This is a genomic window from Mesobacillus sp. ABV4_180 (assembly GCF_056158485.1).
On sequence record NZ_JBSWTJ010000001.1, the window covers coordinates 3,023,119 to 3,048,594 of the forward strand.

28 protein-coding genes are annotated in these 25,476 nt (G+C 41.6%); all 28 read right to left on the reverse strand.

All coding sequences use genetic code 11. The annotated features are described in order from the left end of the window. Window positions 1-4: 4 nt before the first annotated feature. The 28 genes from fliP to sucD all read right to left on the reverse strand — a co-directional run bounded on the left by fliP (window position 5) and on the right by sucD (window position 25,458). Window positions 5-670: a flagellar type III secretion system pore protein FliP gene (gene fliP / locus ACXAEA_RS15520; RefSeq protein ID WP_475096785.1), complete on the reverse strand. Its 666-nt coding sequence runs from the start codon at window positions 668-670 to the stop codon at window positions 5-7. Continuing rightward, window positions 663-1,316, reverse strand: coding sequence for a flagellar biosynthetic protein FliO (locus ACXAEA_RS15525; RefSeq protein ID WP_475096786.1), 654 nt, complete (start codon window positions 1,314-1,316; stop codon window positions 663-665). The genes fliP and ACXAEA_RS15525 overlap by 8 nt, the downstream gene beginning before the upstream one ends. A gap of 33 nt (window positions 1,317-1,349) precedes the next feature. Continuing rightward, a complete protein-coding gene (locus ACXAEA_RS15530) occupies window positions 1,350-1,712 on the reverse strand; it encodes a response regulator (protein WP_475096787.1) in 363 nt (120 codons plus the stop codon). A gap of 19 nt (window positions 1,713-1,731) precedes the next feature. Continuing rightward, window positions 1,732-3,003 carry a flagellar motor switch phosphatase FliY gene (fliY, locus tag ACXAEA_RS15535; protein ID WP_475098141.1) on the reverse strand — a complete coding sequence of 424 codons (1,272 nt, stop codon included), beginning with the start codon at window positions 3,001-3,003 and terminating at the stop codon, window positions 1,732-1,734. After that, the gene (gene fliM, locus ACXAEA_RS15540) at window positions 2,990-3,991 is read right to left on the reverse strand and encodes a flagellar motor switch protein FliM (protein ID WP_475096788.1); all 1,002 of its coding nucleotides are present in this window, start codon (window positions 3,989-3,991) and stop codon (window positions 2,990-2,992) included. The genes fliY and fliM overlap by 14 nt, the downstream gene beginning before the upstream one ends. A 38-nt stretch (window positions 3,992-4,029) precedes the next feature. After that, window positions 4,030-4,458: a flagellar basal body-associated protein FliL gene (fliL, locus tag ACXAEA_RS15545; protein ID WP_475096789.1), complete on the reverse strand. Its 429-nt coding sequence runs from the start codon at window positions 4,456-4,458 to the stop codon at window positions 4,030-4,032. After that, window positions 4,448-4,669, reverse strand: a complete 222-nt coding sequence (locus ACXAEA_RS15550; RefSeq protein ID WP_475096790.1) for a flagellar FlbD family protein — start codon at window positions 4,667-4,669, stop codon at window positions 4,448-4,450. Before ACXAEA_RS15550 ends, fliL begins: the two co-directional genes overlap by 11 nt. Before the next feature lie 55 nt (window positions 4,670-4,724). Then, window positions 4,725-5,960, reverse strand: coding sequence for a flagellar hook protein FlgE (locus ACXAEA_RS15555; protein ID WP_475096791.1), 1,236 nt, complete (start codon window positions 5,958-5,960; stop codon window positions 4,725-4,727). 82 nt (window positions 5,961-6,042) lie between these two features. Then, complete coding sequence (locus ACXAEA_RS15560; RefSeq protein WP_475096792.1) at window positions 6,043-6,432, reverse strand: TIGR02530 family flagellar biosynthesis protein; 390 nt, start codon at window positions 6,430-6,432, stop codon at window positions 6,043-6,045. A 16-nt stretch (window positions 6,433-6,448) separates the two neighbouring features. Then, window positions 6,449-7,078 carry a flagellar hook assembly protein FlgD gene (flgD, locus tag ACXAEA_RS15565; RefSeq protein ID WP_475096793.1) on the reverse strand — a complete coding sequence of 210 codons (630 nt, stop codon included), beginning with the start codon at window positions 7,076-7,078 and terminating at the stop codon, window positions 6,449-6,451. A gap of 11 nt (window positions 7,079-7,089) precedes the next feature. Further along, window positions 7,090-8,337: a flagellar hook-length control protein FliK gene (locus ACXAEA_RS15570; RefSeq protein WP_475096794.1), complete on the reverse strand. Its 1,248-nt coding sequence runs from the start codon at window positions 8,335-8,337 to the stop codon at window positions 7,090-7,092. 29 nt (window positions 8,338-8,366) lie between these two features. Beyond that, complete coding sequence (locus ACXAEA_RS15575) at window positions 8,367-8,966, reverse strand: MotE family protein (protein WP_475096795.1); 600 nt, start codon at window positions 8,964-8,966, stop codon at window positions 8,367-8,369. Window positions 8,967-8,970: 4 nt separating this feature from the next. Beyond that, window positions 8,971-9,417 (reverse strand): flagellar export protein FliJ, encoded by a 447-nt coding sequence (gene fliJ / locus ACXAEA_RS15580; protein WP_475096796.1) that lies wholly within the window; start codon window positions 9,415-9,417, stop codon window positions 8,971-8,973. 7 nt (window positions 9,418-9,424) lie between these two features. After that, window positions 9,425-10,738, reverse strand: a complete 1,314-nt coding sequence (gene fliI / locus ACXAEA_RS15585; protein ID WP_475096797.1) for a flagellar protein export ATPase FliI — start codon at window positions 10,736-10,738, stop codon at window positions 9,425-9,427. Continuing rightward, window positions 10,735-11,511, reverse strand: a complete 777-nt coding sequence (gene fliH, locus ACXAEA_RS15590; protein ID WP_475096798.1) for a flagellar assembly protein FliH — start codon at window positions 11,509-11,511, stop codon at window positions 10,735-10,737. Before fliH ends, fliI begins: the two co-directional genes overlap by 4 nt. After that, window positions 11,495-12,511 (reverse strand): flagellar motor switch protein FliG, encoded by a 1,017-nt coding sequence (fliG, locus tag ACXAEA_RS15595; protein ID WP_475096799.1) that lies wholly within the window; start codon window positions 12,509-12,511, stop codon window positions 11,495-11,497. Before fliG ends, fliH begins: the two co-directional genes overlap by 17 nt. An 11-nt stretch (window positions 12,512-12,522) precedes the next feature. Beyond that, window positions 12,523-14,115, reverse strand: a complete 1,593-nt coding sequence (gene fliF, locus ACXAEA_RS15600) for a flagellar basal-body MS-ring/collar protein FliF (protein ID WP_475096800.1) — start codon at window positions 14,113-14,115, stop codon at window positions 12,523-12,525. Between the two features lie 78 nt (window positions 14,116-14,193). Continuing rightward, on the reverse strand, window positions 14,194-14,472 hold the full coding sequence (gene fliE, locus ACXAEA_RS15605) for a flagellar hook-basal body complex protein FliE (protein ID WP_475098142.1): 279 nt from the start codon (window positions 14,470-14,472) through the stop codon (window positions 14,194-14,196). 47 nt (window positions 14,473-14,519) lie between these two features. Then, window positions 14,520-14,969, reverse strand: coding sequence for a flagellar basal body rod protein FlgC (flgC, locus tag ACXAEA_RS15610; RefSeq protein WP_475096801.1), 450 nt, complete (start codon window positions 14,967-14,969; stop codon window positions 14,520-14,522). 2 nt (window positions 14,970-14,971) lie between these two features. Further along, window positions 14,972-15,367: a flagellar basal body rod protein FlgB gene (flgB, locus tag ACXAEA_RS15615; RefSeq protein ID WP_475096802.1), complete on the reverse strand. Its 396-nt coding sequence runs from the start codon at window positions 15,365-15,367 to the stop codon at window positions 14,972-14,974. Window positions 15,368-15,840: 473 nt separating this feature from the next. Continuing rightward, window positions 15,841-16,620, reverse strand: coding sequence for a GTP-sensing pleiotropic transcriptional regulator CodY (gene codY, locus ACXAEA_RS15620; RefSeq protein ID WP_475096803.1), 780 nt, complete (start codon window positions 16,618-16,620; stop codon window positions 15,841-15,843). 130 nt (window positions 16,621-16,750) lie between these two features. After that, a complete protein-coding gene (gene hslU / locus ACXAEA_RS15625; protein ID WP_475096804.1) occupies window positions 16,751-18,154 on the reverse strand; it encodes an HslU--HslV peptidase ATPase subunit in 1,404 nt (467 codons plus the stop codon). A 19-nt stretch (window positions 18,155-18,173) separates the two neighbouring features. After that, window positions 18,174-18,716 carry an ATP-dependent protease subunit HslV gene (gene hslV, locus ACXAEA_RS15630; protein WP_475096805.1) on the reverse strand — a complete coding sequence of 181 codons (543 nt, stop codon included), beginning with the start codon at window positions 18,714-18,716 and terminating at the stop codon, window positions 18,174-18,176. A 20-nt stretch (window positions 18,717-18,736) separates the two neighbouring features. Then, window positions 18,737-19,639: a tyrosine recombinase XerC gene (gene xerC, locus ACXAEA_RS15635; RefSeq protein ID WP_475096806.1), complete on the reverse strand. Its 903-nt coding sequence runs from the start codon at window positions 19,637-19,639 to the stop codon at window positions 18,737-18,739. 60 nt (window positions 19,640-19,699) lie between these two features. Beyond that, window positions 19,700-21,007: an FADH(2)-oxidizing methylenetetrahydrofolate--tRNA-(uracil(54)-C(5))-methyltransferase TrmFO gene (gene trmFO, locus ACXAEA_RS15640; RefSeq protein WP_475096807.1), complete on the reverse strand. Its 1,308-nt coding sequence runs from the start codon at window positions 21,005-21,007 to the stop codon at window positions 19,700-19,702. 295 nt (window positions 21,008-21,302) lie between these two features. Next, the gene (topA, locus tag ACXAEA_RS15645) at window positions 21,303-23,378 is read right to left on the reverse strand and encodes a type I DNA topoisomerase (RefSeq protein ID WP_475096808.1); all 2,076 of its coding nucleotides are present in this window, start codon (window positions 23,376-23,378) and stop codon (window positions 21,303-21,305) included. Window positions 23,379-23,626: 248 nt separating this feature from the next. After that, on the reverse strand, window positions 23,627-24,484 hold the full coding sequence (dprA, locus tag ACXAEA_RS15650; RefSeq protein ID WP_475096809.1) for a DNA-processing protein DprA: 858 nt from the start codon (window positions 24,482-24,484) through the stop codon (window positions 23,627-23,629). A 71-nt stretch (window positions 24,485-24,555) separates the two neighbouring features. Further along, the gene (sucD, locus tag ACXAEA_RS15655; RefSeq protein WP_475096810.1) at window positions 24,556-25,458 is read right to left on the reverse strand and encodes a succinate--CoA ligase subunit alpha; all 903 of its coding nucleotides are present in this window, start codon (window positions 25,456-25,458) and stop codon (window positions 24,556-24,558) included. Between the last annotated feature and the right edge of the window lie 18 nt (window positions 25,459-25,476).

Genomic DNA, 25,476 nt, shown 5'->3' on the forward strand with positions numbered 1-25,476 from the left:
CTGCTTAAAAACTTTGTAGTAATGATTTCACGACTAAATACCAGCCATCCACCATGACGAAAAGTAAAATCTTGAATGGAAGTGAAATCATGACTGGCGGCAGCATCATCATCCCCATCGACATCAGGACGCTTGCTACTACCATATCAATCACCAGAAAAGGGATGAAGATCATGAATCCAATTTGAAATGCTGTTTTTATTTCGCTGATCGCAAACGCCGGCACAAGCGCAGTCAGCGGAATATCCTCTACTGACTCAGGGGTATCCGCCTTTGAATATTCAAGAAATAGTGCAAGATCTTTTTGCCTGGTATGAGCGCTCATGAACTCTTTGAACGGAATAGAAGCCTTTTCATAAGCTTCTTCCAAGTTAATTTCTTCATTGAACAGCGGAGTCAAGGCCTGTTCATTCACTTCCTGAAATGTTGGTGCCATGATGAAGAATGAAAGGAACATAGCCAATCCGACCAATACCTGGTTAGGCGGCATTTGCTGGGTCGCAAGCGCCGTTCTGACAAAGGAAAGAACGATGATGATCCTTGTAAAACTTGTCATCAAGATCAGGATGCTTGGCGCAATCGAAAGCACAGTCAGAAGGAGCATCAGCTTAACGGAAGTTGATACATTCTCCGGAGCACTGCTGTTAAAAAACTCCATAAACTCATTCATTTTTGTCTGACCCTTTCTTTTGAATCTCCTCGAGCATTTTCTTCCTTCCGCTTGCCATATCATTCAGCTGCTTTTTCAATAAAGCGGAAAAATTGGAACTCTCATTGCCACCATCATTATTCGCTCTTTTAAGCAACTTTGTCACAATGTCGCTTGGCTGTACGAGCTGTTCCATTTTGTTGTTATACTCATTGATGACTTTGTCGTACTCTTCTGGATCGTCTATTTCTTTTAAAAGCTGAATATTTTCGCCAACACCTACAATCAGCAGTCTGTTGCCCGCCTTTACAATCTGTATTGACCGATTTGCCCCGAGGCTTGTCCCGCCAAGATTCTCCACGAGCTGGGAGCTCTTATACGACATCGATTTTTTATTGATGAATCTTAACAGGAAGTATAATAATCCCGCTACAAAAGCAGTGGCAAATATCATCCTCATGAAATCAAGAAAAGTTACCCCTATTTTAGATTCTGTATTGTCTGATTGGTTCTTCGGTTTCTCCGCCTGGCCTTCATCGCATGAATCAGGATTTTCCAGACAATCCTTTACACTGGAATTCAGCTGCTCTGCGTTCGCCAAGCCAATCGGGCTCAACAGAGCAGCTAAAATGAATAGGATTGTGGAGGCAGTTCGGAATAGTTTCAACAATTGCCGCACCCTCTAGAATTATATAGTTCATTAGCTAAGTGTTTTGGAAATAGCTTCAATAACACGATCGGCCTGGAATGGTTTTACAATGAAGTCCTTCGCACCAGCCTGGATTGCATCGATAACCATTGCTTGCTGTCCCATTGCAGAACACATAATGACCTTCGCATTCGGATTGATTTTTTTGATTTCCTTCAGTGACGTAATTCCATCCATTTCAGGCATTGTAATGTCCATCGTGACAAGATCCGGCTGGTGTTCTTTGTATTTCTCAAGAGCCTGAAGGCCGTCAGCTGCCTCAGCAACTACCTCGAAACCATTCTTCGTTAAAATATCTTTAATCATCATTCGCATGAAAGCCGCATCATCCACGACTAAAATTCTGTTCGCCATTGGAATTCCTCCTGTAATGTTATTTCAATTTTTTAATTCGGTCGCTCTGGCTGATAATATCAGTGACACGGACTCCGAAATTCTCATCGATTACCACGACTTCACCTTGAGCAATCAAGCGATTATTAACTAGGATATCGACTGGCTCACCTGCCAATTTATCCAATTCAATAATCGAGCCCGAACCAAGTTCAAGAATATCCTTCACTGAACGTTTTGTCCTTCCTAATTCAACAGTGACCTGTAACGGAATATCCAGAAGCATATTAAGATTCTTCGTCTCCGCTTGCTGAGGCTGGAAGGCTTCAAAACTAGAAAATACTGCAGGCTGTACTGTAGGCTGCGCACCAGTCATGACATTGCCTAAATGCTGCGGTGCCGATTGAACAGTCTGCTGGTTATACCCGTAAGCTGCAGGCATTCCCTGCTGAACAGGCTGTTGATAGAAAACCTGTTCCTGTTGTGGCTGATATTGAGCCTGGTGGTTCATCGGCTGTTGTTGAGCGAAATTCTGCTGGTCTTGTTGTATGTTAGTGTAATTTGGCTCTGCCTGATTTGCCTGAGTCATTGGCGGTGCCGGCATTTCAGGTTCCACAGGCTGTGATGATCCCGGGTTTAATAATTCGTCGACGAGGCTTTTGGCGAAAGTAACCGGCAAAAGCTGCATGATATTTGAATCTATTAGATTGCCTATCTTTAATGAGAATGATACTTTCACTAAAATATCATCTTCTGGAATCGAATCCGTTCCTTCTCCCTCTACCACATTCAATAGATTGATATTTGGAGGTGAAATATCGACCCTCTTACTGAAAACAGTCGACATGGAGGTTGCAGCTGATCCCATCATTTGGTTCATGGCTTCCTGAACTGCACTTAATTGAATTTCGTCAAGTAAATCCCTGGGATTTAGACCATCCCCTCCAAGCATCAGATCAGCGATAATCGCTGCATCATGCTGCTGGATGACAAGCATATTGCTGCCAATAAATCCTTCTGTATAGTGAACCTGTACAGCTACATATGGATCTGGGAACGCATCTTCAAGTTTGCTCTTATGCACAACGGTAACAGTAGGTGTATTGATCTCTACTTTCTGGTTTAACAATGTTGACAAGGCAGTAGCTGAACTGCCAAAAGAGATATTTCCTATTTCCCCCAGTGCATCCCTTTCCATAAAAGAAAAATAGTCATCAACGTCAATCGTATTCTCTATTTCTTCGGATTCATCTGATGTACCTCGAAGAAGCGCATCAATTTCATCTTGTGATAACATGTCATCGCTCATCATCATCGTCTCCCCCCTTAAATGTATCAAACACTTGAATGGCTAATTTTTTGTTTATTTTCCCTGGCTGTCCTACAAATTTAGGGATATCTCCGACTTTTATCAGTAATGGCTTATCAATCTGTTGATTTAGTTCAATAACATCACCGACATCGAGCATTAAAAAGTCTTGTATTGAAATTTCGGATGAGCCAATTTCTGCAGTTATTGACACATCTGCCTTCTGGATTTCATTTTGCAGCAGTGAATTTTCAAGAGGCAGGTTTTCTTTCTTTTCTGATTGCATCCAATACTTGACAGATAATTTAGGAATGATTGGCTCCAGCACCACGTGTGGAATACAAATATTGATCATGCCGCTTGCTTCACCAATTGTGGTGTTCAAAGATATCACCACGACAGTTTCGTTAGGGGAAACCATCTGTAAGAATTGAGGATTGATTTCAAACTCTGAGAGCTGTGGTTCAATATCTGAAATGGACCCCCAAGCCTCTCTGAAGTTTTCAAATGCTTTTTCAAACATGTTTGACATGATCCTGGTTTCGATTTCTGTCAAACTATCGACTTTGTTGTGGCTTGTCCCTCTCCCCCCCAACAGCCTGTCCATCATAGCATAGGCAATATTGGGATTGACCTCCATCAATATTCTGCCTTCTAGAGGCTCGACATCAAATACATTCAGTATCGTCATTTTCGGGATCGATCGGATGAATTCCTCATATGGGATCTGATCCGCTGATGCAACAGCGATATTGACATAAGTTCTAAGCTGGGCTGAAAAAAAGGTGGTCAAAAGCCTGGCAAAGTTTTCGTGAATTCGGGTAAGGCTTCGGATTTGATCCTTTGAAAAGCGCAATGCTCTTCTGAAATCATAAACCTTTACCCTCTTTTCAACTTGCTCCTTCTTTAATTCGTCTGCATCCATTTCGCCTGTGGATAGCGCGGACAACAGAGCATCTATTTCGCTTTGTGATAAAACCTCTCCCGACATTCTCTTCACCTCCATATGTTTGGATATTTAGTATTCTGTTATTGGAGTAGAGAACCTGTTATATAGACCTTTTTGACTTTCCCATCCTGCATCAGGCCATTCAACTTAGTTTTGAGGGTTTCTTCAAGGTTCATCTTGCCTTCCTTGCCCTGCAGCTCTTCCGCTTTTTTCTCGGATAACTCATAGATAATTAGATTTTTCACCTGGAAATCTCTTTTTTGCAGTTCTTCCTTGCCTTTTTTGCCATCTGTCTCAATTTTAAAGGAAATCTTGATAAAATCGTTAGATGCTAGATTGGTTGTGACTTCAGGTATATCGACAGATGCTTCCAAAACTTCGTCAATACTTGGCTCCTTGTTACCATCATCAGCGGTCAGCTTCATAACCGCAACAACTGCGATAGACCCTACCAGCAAAATGGCGACCAGCATGACCGTCATTATCATTACCAGTTTGTTATTCTTCATGGTCCTGTTCCTCCAACACTCGCCCTCCTAAAAGGCCGACACTCTTATAAAATCCCTTAATTAATTCGCTAACTTCTTCTTCACTTTCCTTGACCACATATTTTCGCCCGTTGGTTAGCGTAATGGTTGTGTCAGGAAAGGCCTCAACAGTTTCAATAAAGATAGAATTAATCCTGAATGATTTCCCGTTTAATTTAGTAACTTTTATCACATTAATTTACAGGGGGCTAAAAGCTAAGTGCTTCTAGCCCTGCTCCTCTCTTAATCTATCGTTTTAAGTTTACAAGCTCCTGGAGGATTTCATCAGATGTCGTGATGATTCTCGTATTCGCCTGGAAACCACGCTGGGCCGTAATCATTTCAGTGAATTCTTCTGAAAGATCAACATTGGACATTTCCAATGCACCTGCAGCAATTGATCCTCTGCCTTCTCCTGGAACATTAATATTGGCGGTTCCTGAGTTGACTGACTCCTGGAATGTATTATTCCCAACCTTCGATAGACCAGATGGGTTGCTGAATTTTGCAAGTGCCAATTGACCAAGTGTCAATACTAAACCGTTGGAGAAAACTCCATTTATTTCACCTGTAGAACCGATATTGAAGCTTTCCAGCGCACCTTGAGTGTTGCCGTCTGGATAGGCGTTGGCATCAAGGCTGCCACCATCTATAGTAAGGTCTTTTAATGGAACGTCTACAGTAAAAATTGTAGGTACTCCATTTTTATTAATCTGTAAATCTATGCTTTCAACATCAGTTGTTGGTATCTCTATTTCCACTTTAGTCATATTTGCGCCAGGGTTTGGCAGTGACTTATCCACAAATGAAATTAACCAATTGCCACTTAATGCCCCGTTTTTACCAGTAGGATTAGAAACTGCATCATAGGTGATATCAGGATCTGGTGTTATTGTCATATCAATAACATGCTCAATTCCATCACCATCAACGACCTTCAATTGTTGCAATAATTCTGAAGCGCCCTTTGCGTCTTTCGGCAAGTTTCCATTCATGACTAATTCAGTAGTTTCCATTGCAGGAAGCAAAGCATTTACGTTAACTGTTATATCCTCCAACTGACCATTTTCGTTAAGTGATTGGACTTTCATTCCATCCCCTGTCACAAGCGTTCCATTATCATCAAGATAAAAGTTTCCTGCACGAGTGTACATTTGGGATTGGCCTTGCTTTACAACAAAGTAGCCATCGCCTGAAATTGCAAGGTCAAGTGCACGGCCGGTGGTTTGCAAACTTGATTGTGTGTCGATTGTATCGATGCTTGCCACAGTGGAGCCCAGTCCTACTTGCATAGGATTCTTACCGCCCTTATTTGGGGTAGCGGCACTTGCACCAGAAATCGTCTGATTCATTGTATCTTTGAAAGTTACACGGCCTTTTTTGAAACCGTATGTATTTACATTGGCAATATTGTTTCCGATGACATCAAGTTTTGTTTGGAAGTTTTTCATTCCACTGATACCTGAATACATTGAACGAAGCATAAATTTTAACTCCTTCCTATTTAAGGGGCTGCTTCAATCGGTCCGCAGCCCAGGCCTCCAAAAAGGTCCAGCCTATTCCATTTTAGTTTTCCATGACAATGGTTCCATTGATATTGGTAAAAATCTGTTCTGCAGCTTCCTGTCTTCCCATTGCAGTAATCACAGTATTATTTTTCGCACTTACAATAAGTGCTGCTTCTTTTAATAGCACGAGCGAATCACTCACGCCTTTAGCTTTAGCCTGATTCACTTTTTCTTCAATCCTGTTCCAGCGATCCTGGGATATTTCGATTCCGCGCTGTTCCAGACGCTCACTGGCATGCTTGCTGATTGTCAGCTTACTCTTTGCCTGAATCGCTGAATGCAGCTGCAATGAAAAAGATCCATGTGTTAACTGATTATGTTTTACAGGCTGTTGGTGGTTCCTGCTAACAGGCAATGATTGAATCGGCCGGAAACCTGCCTTATCCATCACACCACTTCCCTTATTATTGAATCTTTGTAATTTGAGAAGAAACAATACTTGTACTGTTCTCATCGTTTAATAAATAGGATGTTTTTCCATTTTTAAAAGACACTGACTGGACAATAGCTGACTTCTCTTGATTGTTTGCATCAAGATACGTGACTGATTTCCCAATCAGCATGCTTGCCTGAAGCATTTGATTTTCACTTGAAAGTTCGTTGATCTGGGATATATTTGCGGGCTCAAGCTCTGTGCCATCCTCAAGTAAAAATGAAACTGTATCCTCTTTAAATTGCACGGATGCTACTTTGCCACTACCTTGTTTGATCGATTCCTGACCATTCACTTCTTCAATCTTGTGCCAGGTAATTTCCTTGCCAACAAATTGGCTGTATGAAATCATTTTGTTTTGTTGTTCTGCCTGCACAAATCGGTCAATTGATTTGCCCATATTCGTGATTTGTTCCAAAGTAGAGAACGTTGCCATCTGGGCAATGAAATCCTTATCCTGCATCGGATTCATTGGATCCTGATTTTGAAGCTGTGTCATAAGGATTTTCAAAAAATCATCTTTCCCCAGGATATCTGAACCTGCTTTCCTTTCCTGCTGGAGGTTCGATAGCAAATAGGAAGAATTAATTGAATTTACCATAACTAGATCACCTATACTTCCATATTTAGCAGAGCTTCTTCAAAAGAAAGATTGAAGTCACCCATTTCTTCTTTCTTTTCATGTTCCTGTTCCTGTCTGTCAGGCTGCCTGTGTTGATGTTGAGGATCTCTGTTAAAGAATCGTTCTTGATGTTGTGGCTGCTGAGTTATCTCGATTCGGTCAACTGATATATTTTGGGCGGCAAATGCTTGTTTAAGCCCATTGATATGAGTTTCCAAAGTATCCTTGGCTGTACCTGTAGAAGTGATGATTCTTGCCATCATCGTTTGATCCTTCTGGAATAATTCCACACGGATGCTCCCTAAATGCTCAGGGAATAGTTTGATGAATAGCTTTTGAGTACCGCCGCTATTCAAAAATTGCGACTTAGAAAGAATGGATTCAAATTGCTTCATTAACTGTTCGGCTGATACTGGCTTATCCGGACTATTCATCATTAAGGTTAATTGTTCGGCCCTAGCCATCTGCGGAAGAAATGAAACAGTACCTGCTGGTCCTTCTGTCTTGAGACTCGAAACATTTTCCACTAAGCCATATCCCTCTGATAAAGTGCTATTTCCGGTATTTTTCATGTTTAACTCCGCAGCTAACTGGGTAAAACGTTGTTGTATGAATTCTGCTTTATTGCCAGCATTGCTGGATTTTATTATACTTGTAAGCATTTCACCAAGATTCTGCATAGATTCTTTGAGTGGAAATGTAGTTTTGTAGTCAAATCCATCAGCATATTTTGACATCAGAACATATAGTTTTAGAGCCTTTACAGCTTGAAAATCATTTGGTTCCATCTTTGCAGCCAGTTCATTCTTCGGAAGGTTCACCATTCCATTCAGCAAGTTTGCTAATGATGCCACTAATTCATCGGTTGATAAGGTATTGGCTTCGCTTCCTTCTTCACCAGTCCATTTTTGAATCAAGACTTTCATGTCCTCACCATCTAATCCAAAGTGACCGAGTGCTTTTCCCATTAAATTGGCCGGATCTGAAATAAGCATGTCCAATAGCTTCATACCATCTTCCAATTCTAGAAGATCATCTGTCTGTAAAAACTCAACCAACTCAATCAAATTTTCGAAGGAAGCCTCAGTTTGCTTTAACCCGATTGAATTTGCATTGATTTTATCTGCGGCTGCAGAGGCCATTATGCCAGCGAAACTGCCAATTTTTCCGGTCTGTTCTAAACCTGTATGCTTTCCGGCTGAAATTGTATTGAAAAAACCGAGACCGCTGATTTCCATATTTTCACCTCCTTCCAAATACTGAATGGCTAATTGTTTTCTGTTTCGTTCGTGAGCAATTCTGTATACTTTGCAGCTTCTTCTACTGTCATTTTTTCCATTATGGCAGCAAGTGTTTCAGGCTTAATATTCGTAAGTATTTTCACTGCTTCAGAGGTTTCCATTTTTGCGATGATTGGAGCAGCACTCTTAGCTGACATCGTTTCATAGGTCTTGACGATTTCCTTGAAAGCGCGCTTGTTTTCTTCCTGGATTGCTGTCAATTCTTCTATTTGGGCTTCCAGCTGAGCTTTTTCAAGTTCCATCCGTTTAACCTGTGTATCCTTGCTTTCGATTTTCGCTTGCAATTGCTCCATTTTGGCTTCACGGTCTTTAATTTCTGCTTGCAGATTGATCAGTTCCTTTTCAAATTCTTCAGTTGAAGGCTGTGGTTCTCCTTCAATAACCTCAGACAGGAATGGAACTTTACTGCCTATCCCTTTTGCAGTCTCGAAGACATTAATTCCGGCAAATGAAAGAACGACCAGTGCTATGACGATTGCAAACATTGTCGGAATCGCAATGACAAACAAAAACCATTGGAGTTTATTAACATTTTGACTTTCTTTTTCTTCGATGCTCTGTCCCATTCAATCACCTAATTTCCCGGTTCATATATTGCTGAATCGAGATTTCGTCCATCATCTTGCTCTCTGCAAATTTTTCATCGGCAAGAAATTGAAGATGGTCTTTCTCTTTTATTTTTTCGTATTTCTTTACTTCCACGTTCTTTTCCATCAACTGCATTTGCTGGTAGTTCATAATATTCCTTGCGTTCATGACGACCTTTTGATAATGTGCAATCGATTTTTCTAGATTCCCGATAAATTGTTGATGGTGGCGCATTTCCTGTACTGGCAATCCGTCAATCAACCGATCAGATTGAAAGATTTCCAGATCTTCTTTTTTCTTAAGGAGGTGATAAAGCTTGTCAGCCGCTTCTTCAAACTTTTTGACCGAGTCCTGATAAACTACTTGAGCCTCATCCTTCTCCCTGGATTTTAGCGACAGGATTTTATCAAATTTATAATGATACCGCATTGAACCATCAACCTTTCCTTACTAATTGCAACAGATCCTGTACACTTTCATTCATTGATACCTTTTCGCTTGTGCCCTGCTTCAGGAAATTCAATATTTGCGGGTATCTCATAATAGCTTCATCTATTTCTGCTGATGAACCTTTTTTATACGCGCCAATATTGATTAAATCTTCCGAATTGATATAAGTACTTAAAAGTTCCCTTAATTTCTCAGCTGCCCTTGTATGATCTTCGCTGACAATATTGTTCATAATCCTGCTAATGCTCTTGAGTACATTTAATGCTGGATATTGACCTTTATTGGCTAAATTCCTGTCTAATACGAAGTGACCATCAAGGATTCCCCGGACTGTATCCGCTATAGGTTCATTCATATCGTCACCATCTACAAGCACCGTATAAAAGCCTGTGATCGAACCGAATTCATTTGTTCCCGTCCTTTCAAGAAGCCTTGAAAGGATAGCGAAAACGGATGGTGTGTAACCTTTTGTTGTTGGAGGCTCCCCGACAGCAAGCCCTACTTCACGCTGGGCCATGGCTACACGGGTAACAGAATCCATCATCAACATGACGTTAAGTCCCTTATCGCGAAAATACTCCGCGATGGCAGTAGCTGTATAAGCTCCTTTTATCCTCATTAACGCCGGCTGGTCTGAAGTGGCTACTACAACAATAGAGCGTTTCAATCCTTCCGGTCCAAGATCCCGTTCAATAAACTCCCTGACCTCACGCCCGCGTTCTCCAATCAGTCCAATCACATTCAAGTCTGCTTTTGTGTTCCTCGCAATCATACCGAGCAAGGTACTCTTTCCGACTCCACTTCCTGCAAATATCCCAACACGCTGGCCATTCCCAACAGTCAACAGGCTGTCAATCATGCGTACCCCAACTTCAATAGGTTCAGAGATTGGCGGCCTGCTCAAAGGATTTGGTGGGTCCTGTTCAGTAGGGACTGATGCTAATCCCTTAGGAAGACTTGAATGATCAAGGGGAACACCAAGGGAGTCTACGACCTTACCTATAAGCCCAGGCCCTGCTTTAATCTCAAGTGGTTTCAATGTTGTTTCGACCAGACTTCCAGGTGATATATCATGCAGGGATGTATATGGCATGAGGATCACATTTTCATCTTTAAACCCAACTACTTCAGCCTGAATCTTTCGCTTTTTCTTTGTACCAACATGAATAAAACAAACATCACCAATCGAGCTTTCGGGACCCTGTGACTCAATCATTAATCCAACCACTCTTTTGACACGGCCATAACGTTTAAAGCTATCGATAAAATCTATTTGCTCCAATAAGTCAACAGCCTTCATGATTGCTCACTCTCCAAAAATTCGAAAAGTTTATGTTTAACCTCTTCCAGCTGGCTATCAACACTGGCATCAATCCTGCCGTTTTCGGATTCTATAATGCATGAATCTTCTTTTAAATCATCATCCGGAAAAATATAAAAATCAATTTCCTTTGGAAATATCGCCATTAATTCTTCTTTGTGGGCTAGCAGAAACTGATAATGTGCAGGATGGATATGCAGTTGGATATCTTTATAATCTCTTGCATTTTTAAGCGCCCTTTTCACCAGGGAGAGAAAACCTTCGGCATCGCCAGAAATCTTTTCTCCGATGATCTTACCTGCAATTTTCATTCCCAAGTCAAGGATCACCTTCTCAGACGATGCTATATGGATATGGTAATCCCGTTTGGATGCTTCAATTATTTCTTTCGCAGATTGGATGGTTTCTCTGTACTCCTCGTATCCACTGCTTTGCCCTTTCGCAAATCCTTGCTCAAAACCGTTTTGCATGGCTTGCTCGGTCAGGGCCGCTTTTTGCTGGTCCCAATTTTCCTGCTCTCTTTGAATTTGGTGCCTAATCTGTTCAGCTTCCGCAACAGCAGTTGAAACAATTCTTTCAGCTTCTCTGGCTGCATCTTCAAGAATCCTTGCTTTTTCGCTTTCTGTATATGTGAATGCTACATTTACTTCTTCTTCGTTTGATGGTTCCAGCATTCGGATCGAAATGACTTTTTTCTCAGATGATAAGGTACTGGTGAAATTTGACTTAATAAGCCTAGACAATGATATCATCCCCTCCGCCACGGGCAATGACGATTTCACCAGCTTCTTCGAGTCGACGGATGATCGCTACAATCCTAGACTGCGCTTCCTCAACATCACGCAATCTTACTGGCCCCATAAATTCCATTTCATCCTGGAAGGTTTCAACCATACGTTTAGACATATTCTTAAAGACAATTTCTTTCACTTCATCGCTGGAAACTTTAAGAGAAAGCATGAGGTCCTCATTTTCGCAATCCCGGATTACCCGCTGAATTGCACGATTATCAAGGGTAACGATGTCCTCAAATACAAACATCCGCTTCTTGATTTCCTCAGCCAGCTCAGGATCCTGGATTTCAAGCGCATCAAGGATTGTCCGTTCAGTCGCTCGGTCAACACCGTTCAAGACATCAACTACTGCTTCAATTCCACCTGTCTGCGTGTAGTCTTGCGTAACCGTAGCTGAAAGCTTTCTTTCAAGAATTTGCTCTACCTCATTAATAATTTCAGGTGAAGTACTATCCATCACTGCGATTCTGCGAGCTATATCTGCCTGGACCTCTTGCGGCAATTCCGATAAAATTTGGCCAGCTTGTGCTGAATCCAAATATGACAGAATAAGGGCAATTGTCTGCGGATGCTCATTTTGGATAAAATTCAAAATTTGACCAGCGTCAGCCTTTCGAGCAAAGTCAAAAGGCCTTACCTGCAGGGATGACGTCAATCGGTTAATAATCACAGCCGCCTGGTCAGTACCTAATGCTTTTTCAAGTACCGTCTTGGCATATCCTATGCCACCCTGGGTGATATAATCTTGTGCTAAAGCGATATTGTGGAATTCCTCCAGAATCTCTTCCTTAGCCAAAGAGTCAACTTTCTTCACTCCTGATATTTCCAAAGTTAGCTTTTCGATTTCTTCCTCACTTAAATGCTTATAAACTGAAGCAGATACATCCGGTCCGAGCGAAATAAGGAGGATTGCTGCCTTCTGTTTCCCAGTAAGTTCCTTCTGGTCTTTCCTTGCCATTTGTCCCCCTCCTAATCCTCAGAAATCCATGTACGTAACAATTTTGCAAAATCCTCTGGTTTTTCCTTCGCCATTTTTTCCAATTGTTTCTTTTTCATAGAACCTTCAGTTTCAAATTCCTTGTTCACATCAGGGACACGGATTTGTTCAAATTTTTCTTCCATAACATATTCTTCTTCAACTTCATTTTTTCTCGATCTCATAAATAGGAGCAGCAGGATCACAATAGCTGCAAGCAACAGCCCTCCAACCAAGTACACCCACCATGGAAGTTTTTCAACAACAGTGTTTTCAAATGTTACCTTTCCATTGAATGGCTGGACGGATACAACAACCTTGTCTTCAATCACTTCATCCGTAAGTTCTGTTCCTAAAGCCTCTTTATCTATTGTCGTACGGACAATCGTACCAAGGATTCTAGTTATGTCTTCTACTCTCTCCTGAGGCAATGAATTCGGATCATCCGGAGTTGGAGGTTCAACCATCACCTGGATCCCTAAGTCCCTTACCTTATATGGACTTTCCGTAATTTCTTTACGGATTCTGCTAACTTCATTATTGATCGTTTCTTCTACCTTCTCGTAATCTCCATTACCGCCAGATCCCTCAAGATATTGAGATCCATTAGCATCTGCTGGATCACCAGATTCTGTTAGGCCCTCAGCCTGATTGGCATTCCCTGTGAATGTCTCAGTAATCCTTTGTGCACTGATCGCAATTCCTTCCATATTTTCTTTATCAACAGGCTCTACGAGGTTTTCCTCCCTGTTTTCCTGGGTAAAGTCAATATCGGCAGAAACGGAGACAACAACTTTGTCGTGGCCCATCAAGGTGCCAAGCATATTTTGAACTTGTCTTTGGACATCTCTTTCAATTTGCTGCTTAATTTCGTGCTGAGTAGCAAAAGATGCACCGCTGGAATTTTTTTCATTTTTTAAATCAAAATACTCAAAAAACTGATTCATGATGACGATATTATCAGTAGGAAGATTTGGAACACTTTTTGCAACTAGATGATAAAGCGAACTAATTTGCTCTTCCTTGAACTGGTATCCCGGACTCGTATTCAGAACAATAGAAGCCGACGCCTGTTCAGCACTGTCATTTACAAAGATTCCTTTCTCAGGCATGTTGATCATGACCTTTGCATCATTCACACCTTCGATACCTTTCATCAAATCAGCAAGCTCTGTTTGCATTGCTTCAAGTTTCAGTACATTGAATTCGTTATCTGTCATTCCAAGTCCGGCATTTTGGCTGAAAAACGAATAATCGATGCTTCCTGAATTCGGTATTCCTTCTGCTGCAAGCTCGACTTTCAAACTATCAACCGATTCCTCAGGGACTAATATCGTTTTTCCTCCATCGGCAATCTCCGATGGTATTCCCCTTGCATCAAGACTCTCTTTAATCGATCCAGTCTCTGCAGGCGAAAGATTGCTGTAGAGCGGCACTAATGAAGTCCTGGTAGCGAAAAACGCAGTCAGTCCCGCAACTGCCAAAACAAAGAAAACAGACGCACCAAGACTTATTTTTTGTTTTCTGGTGCGCCCTTGCCAGAAATCCTTCATTGTATGTAAATACTTTTGAACGGTTTCTTTCATTTCAATCCCCCGGTTATTAAGTCTCTTCTTTTTATACAGCTAATAACCGATATAATCTTAGTTTTTAGCCAAAAATTATTAAACTTGCATTCTCATCATTTCCTGATATGCTTCGATGACTTTATTTCTCACTTCCATTGTAGCTTGTAAAGAGATGCTCGCCTTTTGGCTTGCAATCATTACCTGGTGCAAGTCGACATTTTCACCGCGTGCCAACTTTTCGGTCATGGCATCGGATTGAAGCTGACTTTTATTTAAATTTTCAATTGATTGTTTAAGTACGGACGTAAAACTTTTTTGTGCTTCGTATGGTGTAGATGTGGGAGTAGACGCTTTTGATTCAAATGGCCTGACCATTTGAGTGACAGAATTAATTCCAGATGTATTCATTCAGTTATCTCTCCTTACTTGCCTATTTCCAGTGCTTTCATCATCATTCCTTTGGAAGCATTGAATACCGTAACATTTGCTTCATATGATCTTGTAGCACTGATCAAATCCACCATTTCCCTTAATGGATCGACATTCGGATAAGCTACATACCCTTGTGCATCAGCATCTGGATGTTCAGGGTCAAATACCATTTTGAATGGAGTATCTTTGTCCTCCATAATCCTGGTTACCTTCACACCATTTCCAGCGCCTGCATCGGTTGATCTGCCCATCGCCTTATTCAGAAAAGAAGAGAAGTTACCTTCTTTAGGTGCAAGGACGACCATTTTCCTTCGATAAGCCTCACCATTGGCTCCTCTTGTGGAGTCCACATTTGCCATATTGGAAGAAATGACATCCATTCTTAACCGCTGTGCTGTTAGTGCTGATGCAGTCGTGTTCATGCTATGGAAAATTGTCATGATTACTTTCCTCCTCTTATGACTGATTGGAGAGAATTGAACTTTCCGTTAATCCTTTCAGTTAAGGCATTATAATAGATTTGGTTCGTTGCCAAATCGGCCATTTCTTTATCCAAATCAACACTATTTCCATTTTCGTTATAATTTACGTTCCGCTTAGTTACGATTCCAGAACTGCTGCTGGCTCCAGTCGTTAATTCAAAATGGCGTGCATCTGTCCTGTTCGCTACAAATGATTGCCCCATTGCCTGCTGAAATACGGATTTAAAGGTGACGTCCTTTGCTTTATAATTCGGCGTATCAACATTCGCGATATTCTGCGAAATAACTTTTTGTTTTGCAGAAGAATAATTTAACGCGTGTTCGAGGGTTGATACTGTGTTCGAAAACAATTTCATTTTGCACCCCACATTAGCCACACTGTATAATTTGCTGAACTTTGTAATTCTTTGTTGAATTACGTCTGCATAATCCTAATTGTAAAGAATCTGAAATAATCTGTCTATGTACTTTCAGTTAATTTTTATCATGCATATTGCCCATTTTTTAAAATAGGATAAAATACCTATTAATTTACTTATACTTATATAATTATTAAATACCGCCAGTTATCTGTAAATAACCACATAAAATTGTAGGAAAATCGATACAAGATTTAGAGAGTGCATCAGCGCTGACAAGGTTAAATTACCTATTAGAGAAGTTATAATTTTCTAGATAATTTTCAAATGATTTGTCGCAAAGCTAGAACCATGTAAAAAAAGAGAAATAATTTTGTAATATTTTCACGTTTAAAATTACATTTTTTCATACCTGTTAAGGTCAATAAAAAACCCGCTGGAATCATTCCAGCGGGTTTTACTTTTATTTCTTAGTTATTCTTAAGCTTTTCTAATTCAAACAAGAACTTGTCATTTAGCACTTTAATATAAGTCCCCTTCATACCAAGAGAACGAGATTCGATTACTCCTGCACTTTCCAGTTTGCGAAGTGCATTAACGATTACAGAGCGTGTGATCCCGACTCTGTCCGCAATTTTGGAAGCAACAAGCAGACCTTCTTTTCCGTTAAGTTCTTCAAAGATATGCTCAATTGCCTCAAGCTCACTGTAAGACAGAGAGCTGATCGCCATCTGGACAACAGCTTTGCTGCGCGCTTCATCTTCAATCTCTTCCGCTTTTTCACGAAGGATTTCCATACCAACAACTGTTGCTCCGTATTCACCAAGGATCAGGTCATCATCATGGAACTGTTCTTCCAAACGTGCAAGAATCAATGTTCCAAGGCGCTCACCGCCACCGATGATCGGCACGATTGTTGTAAGACCATTTTTGAAAAGATCTCTGTTTTCTACTGGGAAAGCTGTATACTCACTGTTCACGTCAAGGTTTGGAGATGTCTCCTGGACGTTGAAAAGGTTTTTCGTGTACTCTTCAGGGAATTGACGGTCTTCAAGCATTTTAACCATGCGCTCGTTTTCGATTTGCTGATTGATTGCGAATCCCAGCAACTTACCACGGCGGCTGACAACAAAGATATTCGCTTCGATCACTTCGCTAAGCGTTTCAGACATTTCTTTAAAGTTCACCGGTTTGCCGGCAGCTTTTTGGAGCAGAGCATTAATTTTTCTAGTTTTTGATAGTAAGTCCATTGTTTCTTCCTCCTATTTGCTTTAACAAAAATGCATATATTCCATTTTCATTGGCTTGTTTTAATACTTTAGCACAATAGGCAGCCTTTATTTGTCTACCCTATCGAGTATGTATTAAAACGATAAACCATTATAGTATGAACTGACTTAAGTCTTTGTTCCTTGAAATAGCGCCAAGTTTTTCCTCAACGTACTGAGGAGTGATCGCTACTTTTTCCAAATTGATATCCGGAGCTTCGAAGCTCAGATCTTCCAGAAGCTTCTCCAGGATAGTCTGCAGCCTTCTGGCACCGATATTATCTGTATTCTGATTCACTTCATACGCAACTTCAGCTATCTTACGTATAGCATCGTCAGAAAATTCAATTTGTATACCTTCTGTTTCCAATAAAGCTTGATATTGTTTTGTAAGGGCATTGTCCGGTTCTACAAGAATCCTGTAAAAGTCCTCTACTGTCAACTTTGTCAATTCCACTCTAATTGGAAAGCGGCCTTGTAATTCCGGAATCAGATCAGATGGTTTCGCCATATGGAAAGCACCTGCAGCAATGAATAAAATATGGTCTGTTTTTACAGGGCCATATTTAGTATTTACTGTGGATCCTTCCACAACCGGAAGGATATCCCTCTGAACGCCCTCGCGTGAAACATCTGCGCTTGAACTGCCGGAATTTTTGCTGGCAATCTTGTCAATTTCGTCGATGAAAATGATGCCTGCCTGCTCAGCCCGGTATGTCGCTTCCTGTGTCACCTCATCCATATCAATAAGCTTTTGGGCTTCTTCATTGATGAGGACCTTCCTGGCCTCACGTACAGGCAGCTTACGCTTCTTACGCTTCTTCGGCATCAGGCCGCTTAAAGCATCCTGCATGTTCATGCCCATCTGCTCCATGCCCGAACCCTGCAGCATGTCAAACATGGAAGGAGCCTGCTCATCGACTTCGACAGTGATCATCTCATCTTCAAGCTCACCAAGCTCCAATTTCTGCTTGATGATCTTACGCTTCTCATAAAGACCCAGGTCTTCTGTCTGGCTGGACTCTTGATCAGGCTGTCCTCCACCGCCAAACAGCATTTCCAATGGATTCTTATAATTCACTGATTTCTTCGCTGACGGAACAAGCAGTTCAACCAGGCGGCGGTTGGCATTTTCTTCAGCCGGTTCTTTGACGCGCTGCATCTTCTCTTCCTTCACAAGTCTGATGGAGGTTTCTACTAAATCCCTGACCATTGATTCCACATCACGGCCAACATAGCCCACTTCAGTGAACTTGGTGGCCTCCACCTTCACAAATGGCGCACCTACCAATTTCGCCATCCTTCTGGCAATTTCTGTTTTACCGACACCAGTTGGTCCTATCATCAGGATATTCTTTGGTATCACTTCATCCCTGATGTTTTCGGCAAGCAAGCCCCTGCGATATCTATTTCTTAGAGCTACTGCAACAGCTTTTTTAGCATCCTTTTGGCCGACAATATATTGGTCGAGCCTTTCTACGATTTGCCTTGGAGTTAAATTAGTCGTTTGTTTCACTCTCAACACTCCTTTTCCGTTACAGTTCTTCTACGATAATATTGTGGTTTGTGTACACACAAATGTCAGCAGCAATCTCCAAAGCCGACTTCGCAATTTCCCTTGCAGTCAAATGTTCGCCTGCATAGAGTTTTAATGCACGGCCAGCAGACAAGGCATAATTGCCACCAGATCCGATGGCAAGAATGCCATCATCAGGCTCAATAACTTCGCCAGTGCCTGAAACGAGCAGCATATCCGTTTCATTCATGACAATCAGCATCGCTTCAAGCCTTCTAAGGACCTTGTCGCTCCGCCATTGCTTGGCAAGTTCGACTGCTGCTCTCTGGAGATTCCCGTTGTACTCTTCAAGCTTCCCTTCAAACATCTCAAACAATGTGAATGCATCGGCAACAGAACCTGCAAAACCTGCAATTACTTTACCATTAAACAGCTTTCGGACCTTTTTGGCTGTATGTTTCATCACAACTGCATTTCCAAAGGTTACCTGGCCATCGCCTGACATAGCACACTGGCCTTTATGCTGAACAGCAAAAATCGTTGTAGCGTGGAATTCCGACATTTCTTTGTCCTCCTTCTGGCTTATGCCCTCGGATGATGTGACATATAAATATTTCGTAAATGCTCTTTCGTAACATGAGTGTAGACCTGAGTCGATGATAGGAACGCATGGCCCAGAAGCTCTTGTACAGTCCTCATATCTGCCCCATTGCTCATCATATGGGTAGCGAAGGAATGCCGGAGTTTATGGGGATGAATCTTACCCGTCAGAGCAGAGTTGTCGATTAGTTTGTTTAGGATCTCCCGGATTCCCCGGTCAGTGAGCGGTCCACCTCGAAAATTCACAAAAAGCTGGCCATGTTCATCCTTATCCTTCAACAGAGCCGGTCTGCCATTCTTTATGTAATCCTCAAGCGCATCATGCGCAAAGCTTCCGAAAGGCACATACCTTTCTTTTCTTCTCTTACCTCTGACTAAAACAGTGGATAAGGATAAATCTATATCCTTCAGCTGTATTTTGCAGCACTCCCCCACACGGATACCAGTAGCGTAAAGAAGTTCAAGAAGTGCTTTGTTCCTTTTTCCTGACGGAGTCTCAGTCTCACAAGCCATAAACAGCTGGGAAAGTTCCTCCTCATAAAAAAAATCAGGCAGGCGCTTTTCCAGTTTAGGGATGGAAACGAGTGAAAAAGGATTATCTGATGAAATTTTTTCACGCAAAAGGAACTTATAAAAACTCCGCATGCATGAAATTTTTCTCGCCACCGACTTTCTGGATAACTGCTGATCAAATAATTTTGTTAGATAGATCCTCGTATCTGAATACTCGACATCATCCAAACTAGTCAGGCCTTGTTCAGACATGAACAAAAAAAATTCCCTAATATCATGTTGATAATGTTCAATAGTATATTGTGAGTAATTTTTTTCTATTTGTAAATATTCTATAAACAACTTTAAAGAATTGTTCACATTTGCTTCCATCTTATCACCTCGCAAGGGCTACTAAATAGTATCATATTTATATAGCCCCCGCAAGTGAAATTACAAATTTTTCACAAATTTCTGAATTGTTTCCAATGCTCTGGAAGCGTGCTTCTCATTACGTTCCTGCTTGCCTTTGATCTTCACTGGCAAGTCTGGAAAAAGTCCGAAATTCGCATTCATCGGCTGGAAGTTCTTTGCATTTGTTGTCGTGATGTAACGAGCCATGCTTCCCATCGCGGTTTCATGAGGGAATTCCATTGGCTCCTCTCCTGTCACGAGTCGGGCTGCGTTAATGCCGGCAATCAATCCGCTTGCAGCAGATTCAACATACCCTTCTACACCAGTCATCTGTCCTGCAAAAAATAAATCATCGCGATTTCTGAATTGATATGTCGCCTTTAATACCTTAGGAGAATTGATGAAGGTATTACGGTGCATAACACCGTAGCGGACGATTTCAGCATTCTCAAGACCTGGGATTAACTTCAGCACTTCCTTTTGCGGGCCCCATTTCAAATGTGTCTGGAAGCCTACAATATTGTATAGTGTGCCTGCTGCATCATCCTGGCGAAGCTGCACTACTGCAAATGGGCGCTTTCCGGTTTTCGGATCTTCTAGTCCAACCGGCTTCATCGGGCCAAAAAGCATTGTCTTTCTTCCGCGCTGAGCCATAACCTCGATTGGCATACAGCCTTCAAAAAAGATTTCCTTTTCGAATTCCTTAAGAGGAACAGTTTCAGCAGTAATCAATGCTTCATAAAATCTGTCGAATTCTTCTTCGGTCATCGGACAGTTAAGGTACGCTGCTTCTCCTTTGTCATACCTGGATTTCAGGTAAACTTTATCCATATCGATGCTTTCCTTCTCGATGATCGGTGCCGCAGCATCATAAAAATAAAGATATTCTTCACCAGTAAGCTGCTTTAATTGCTCAGATAAAGCAGGGCTAGTCAAAGGGCCTGTGGCAATGACTGTCGGCCCTTCTGGAATTTCAGTGATTTCCTCATTAATGACCGTAACGTTTGGATGTTCTTTCACACGATTCGTAACATGCGCAGCAAACTCATGACGATCTACAGCCAATGCACCGCCAGCAGGTACGGCACAGGCATCAGCAGCTCCGATGATCACTGAGTTAAGCAATCTCATTTCTTCTTTTAATACACCTACAGCATTTGTCAATGTGTTGGCACGTAATGAATTACTGCAGACGAGCTCCGCAAATTTATCTGTATGGTGAGCAGGTGTCTGCTTCACTGGCCTCATTTCATAAAGTTTAACTTTGATGCCTCTTTCCGCAAGCTGCCAGGCAGCTTCACTTCCGGCAAGTCCGGCACCAATGACATTAACTGTTGCTTCAGACATATGTATTTCCTCCAATAGCTATATAAAATGGTTAAAGATCGTAACAGCAGGCTTTGATGCAGCAATTTTTGCTTAAATACAGGCAAATACAAAGTAACAGCCTTTTCAAAAGATTTATTATACCATCTGCCTTCACATAAATCTTCTATAATATACTCAATCTTACTTACTTTTCCCTGATACCTGTATCATTTTGCACTTTCCTTTACGAAAAAGAAAGAAAAAAGTTTCGTTATAGACTGAGAATTGCTCATTTTTCTTTTAACAAACACAAAGAGTGAGCACTTGGCTCACTCTAGCTTTGTGGTTCTTCCTTGTAATCACATTCCGTACATTGAACCTGAACACCCTTTTTGAGTTTCTTCTCAACAAGCATCTTGTCGCACTTAGGGCATTTACGGGCAAGAGGTTTATCCCATGATAGGAAATCGCACTCTGGGAAGCGGTCGCAGCCGTAGAAAATCCGGCGTTTTTTACTCTTCCGTTCGATGATATTGCCTTCTTCGCACTTAGGGCACTTAACTCCAATGTCCTTGACGATCGCTTTCGTATTGCGGCAATCAGGGAAATTGCTGCAGGCCATGAACTTGCCATACCTGCCCATCTTGAAGACCATAGGAGATCCGCATGCCTCGCAATCCTCTCCGGCAGGTTCATCCTTGATCTCAACTTCCTGCATTTCCTTTTCCGCTATTTCAAGATGTTTCTCAAAATCACGGTAGAAATCATCAATTACTTTTACCCAATTGACCTTCCCGTCCTCGACATGGTCGAGATCCTGTTCCATCTTCGCAGTGAACTCAAGGTCAAGGATGTCCGGGAAAAACTCGATCATCAGCTCATGGATGACATCGCCAAGTTCTGTCGGTACAAAACGTTTATTATCAAGAGATACATATCCTCTTTTCTGAATCGTATCAAGTGTAGGTGCGTATGTGGATGGACGTCCTATACCAAGCTCTTCCAGCGTCCTTACAAGCCTCGCTTCTGTATACCTTGGAGGCGGCTGGGTAAAGTGCTGTTTAGGTTCAATGTCCTTCTTGACGACCTCGTCACCTTCCTTTAAATCAGGCAGGAATTTGTCTTTCTCTTCGACCTGGTCATCATTACCTTCAACATAAACCTTCATGAATCCTGGGAATTTCACTTTAGAACCTGTTGCACGGAAAGTGACATGCCCATTCTTTAAATCCACACTCATCGTATCCATGATTGCTGGTGCCATTTGGCTGGCGATGAACCGCTCCCAGATCAGTTTATATAGTCTGTACTGATCTCTGGAGAGGAATTCCTTTAATTTCTCAGGAACTTTCATAGTACTGGTAGGGCGGATGGCTTCATGAGCATCCTGGGCATTGGATTTCTTCTTGTCTTTCCTGGCTTCTATTTGTACGAAATTTTCTCCGTACTCCCCACTGATGTACTCGCGTGCTTCGCCCTGGGCAAGTTCTGAAATCCTTGTAGAATCGGTTCTCATATAAGTAATCAAACCGACTGTACCCTCTTTGCCAAGATCAATACCTTCATAAAGCTGCTGCGCTAGCATCATCGTCTTTTTAGCCCTGAAGTTAAGCTTTCGGGCTGCTTCCTGCTGCAGGGAAGAGGTGATGAATGGCGGTGCAGGGTTTCGTTTCCGTTCTTTCTTCGTAACAGTTTCAACGGTGAATTTATTTCCCTTCACCTTTTTTAAAACGCTCTTAACATCTTCTTCGGATTTCAATTCTGTCTTCTCATTATCAATTCCGTAAAATGATGCTTCAAATGCATCCTTGCCCTTAAGGAATTCAGCACCGATTGTCCAGTATTCTTCCGGCTCAAAAGCATTGATTTCCTTTTCCCGATCAATGATCATCCTTAATGCAACGGATTGTACTCGGCCTGCGCTAAGCCCCTTTTTTACCTTTTTCCATAATAATGGACTGATATTATAGCCAACCAGCCTGTCTAAAACGCGGCGTGCCTGTTGGGCATCTACGAGGTCCATATTGATGGCACGTGGATGTTTGAATGATTCCTTGATAGCATCCTTGGTGATTTCGTTAAATACTACTCTGCAGTCAGAATGGATATCAACATCCAGGCTATGGGCAAGATGCCAGGCAATTGCCTCTCCTTCCCTGTCGGGGTCAGCCGCGAGATAGATTTTCTTAGCCTTTTTTGCGGCAGTTTTCAATTCTTTTAGGACAGGGCCTTTTCCTCTGATCGTGATATACTTTGGATCAAAATTGTTTCCTATATCAATTCCCATCTGGCTCTTAGGCAAATCTCGCAAATGGCCCATGGAAGCTTTAACCTTATACTTTTTTCCCAGATAACGCTCGATCGTTTTTGCCTTGGCAGGCGACTCAACGATGACTAAAAATTCCGACATCCAATTGTCCTCCTTAGAGGTTTAAAATTATCATTATTATTGTCTACATATTATTACATTGTCAAATCTCACCAATAAGTAACCGTTTTCATGTTCTTTGGGGATTTTAAAATACCTGATGCAAAATGTATAACAGAATGAAAATTATTTCAACCTTTTTGTAGTTAAAATTTGTTTAAAAATAAAAAAATTAGATAAAAAGGCATTTTTTTATGAATTATATACAGTAGTTCCATTATAATTCCACATTATACGTCGAGTTCCTCCAAAATATCCCGGGAACTTTTTATCAGCTTCGCTCCCTGCTGAATCAAATCATGGACACCATCGGAATACGGTGTCAAAATGCTGCCTGGAACCGCAAATACTTCACGTCCCTCATTTAATGCGAAATCTGCCGTGATTAATGATCCGCTTTTCTTTCTTGCCTCAATCACAAGTGTTCCCCTTGCGATGCCGCTGATAATTCTGTTCCTCATCGGGAAATGCCATTTCATAGGCATCATGGAAGGGGGATATTCAGACAGCAGAAGCTGCTTATCCATCATATACTCTGCCAGTTTGATATTTTCCTTTGGATAAATCTTATTAAATCCTCCGGCGATCACACCAATGGTTTTTCCTCCAAGTCTGATGGCTATTTTATGCGCATGAGCATCAATACCCTTTGCAAGGCCGCTTACGATGAGTGTCTGCTTTTCAATCAATTCGGGAAATAAATATTCTATTGCATTCAGCCCATATTCTGTCGCTTCCCTTGAACCAACGACAGCAAGACTTTTCTCGCATTTTAACAAAGAAATATCCCCTTTTGCAAAGAGAAGCCACGGGGGTTGATAGATTGTCTTTAGCCTTTCTGGATATTCATCATCGAAAATGGATATAAGTTTGATGTTTTGTGAGGAGTATTCTGAGAGGAGATGATCGACAGGGATGTCATGCAGGCTTTTCAGCAGTTTGTAGGTGTGTGGAGTATAAGAGTGATAGTAATTTTCTTCATATATATTTTTCAACAAGATATCTGATTTCAGGATTGTAAAAATTGCTTTCCAGGTTGCATGCTTGCTATGTACTAGATGGAACAATTTCTTTTTTATTCGGTCCATAAATACCTCCTATTTGAATATTTATGATCAATAAACAGCCCCTCTGTACAGAGGGACTGTTTATTGTTTTTTTAGTGAGTTTTACACTTATCGTATAGACCATTTTCTTTTAATGCGCTGATGAGTGTTTCGCCCATAACGGATGGAGTGTCAGCAACCTTGATACCGCATTCGTTCATTACGCGGATTTTCTCATCTGCTGTACCCTTGCCGCCAGAAATGATCGCACCAGCATGACCCATGCGCTTTCCTGGAGGTGCTGTTCTTCCGCCGATGAAGCCGACAACAGGTTTAGTCATATTCGCCTTCACCCATTCAGCAGCTTCTTCCTCAGCCGTTCCGCCAATTTCACCGATCATGATGACAGCATATGTTTCTGGATCTTCATTGAATGCTTTCAGGACATCGATGAAGTTTGTTCCGTTTACTGGGTCTCCACCGATACCTACTGCTGTAGACTGGCCGATTCCAGCTTGAGTTAATTGGTGTACTGCTTCGTAAGTCAATGTTCCGGAACGTGATACAACTCCGACATGGCCTTTTGTATGGATATATCCAGGCATGATGCCGATTTTGCACTCCTCAGGAGTGATGACACCTGGGCAGTTAGGGCCTACAAGGCGAGTCTTCTTACCTTCCATGTAACGCTTTACCTTAACCATATCCAATACCGGGATATGCTCAGTAATACAGATTGCCAAGTCAAGATCTGCATCAACAGCCTCCACAATCGCATCTGCAGCGAATGGAGCAGGTACATAGATGACAGACGCGTTAGCACCAGTAGCTTCTACAGCTTCTTTAACTGTATTGAATACAGGAACGCCTTCTACTTCTGTACCGCCCTTGCCCGGGGATGTTCCCCCAACAATTTTTGTACCATATTCAAGCATTTGTTTTGTATGGAAAAGGGCTGTTGAACCCGTAATTCCTTGAACAATGACCTTTGTATCTTTATTAATGAATACGCTCACGTCAAATTCTCTCCTTTC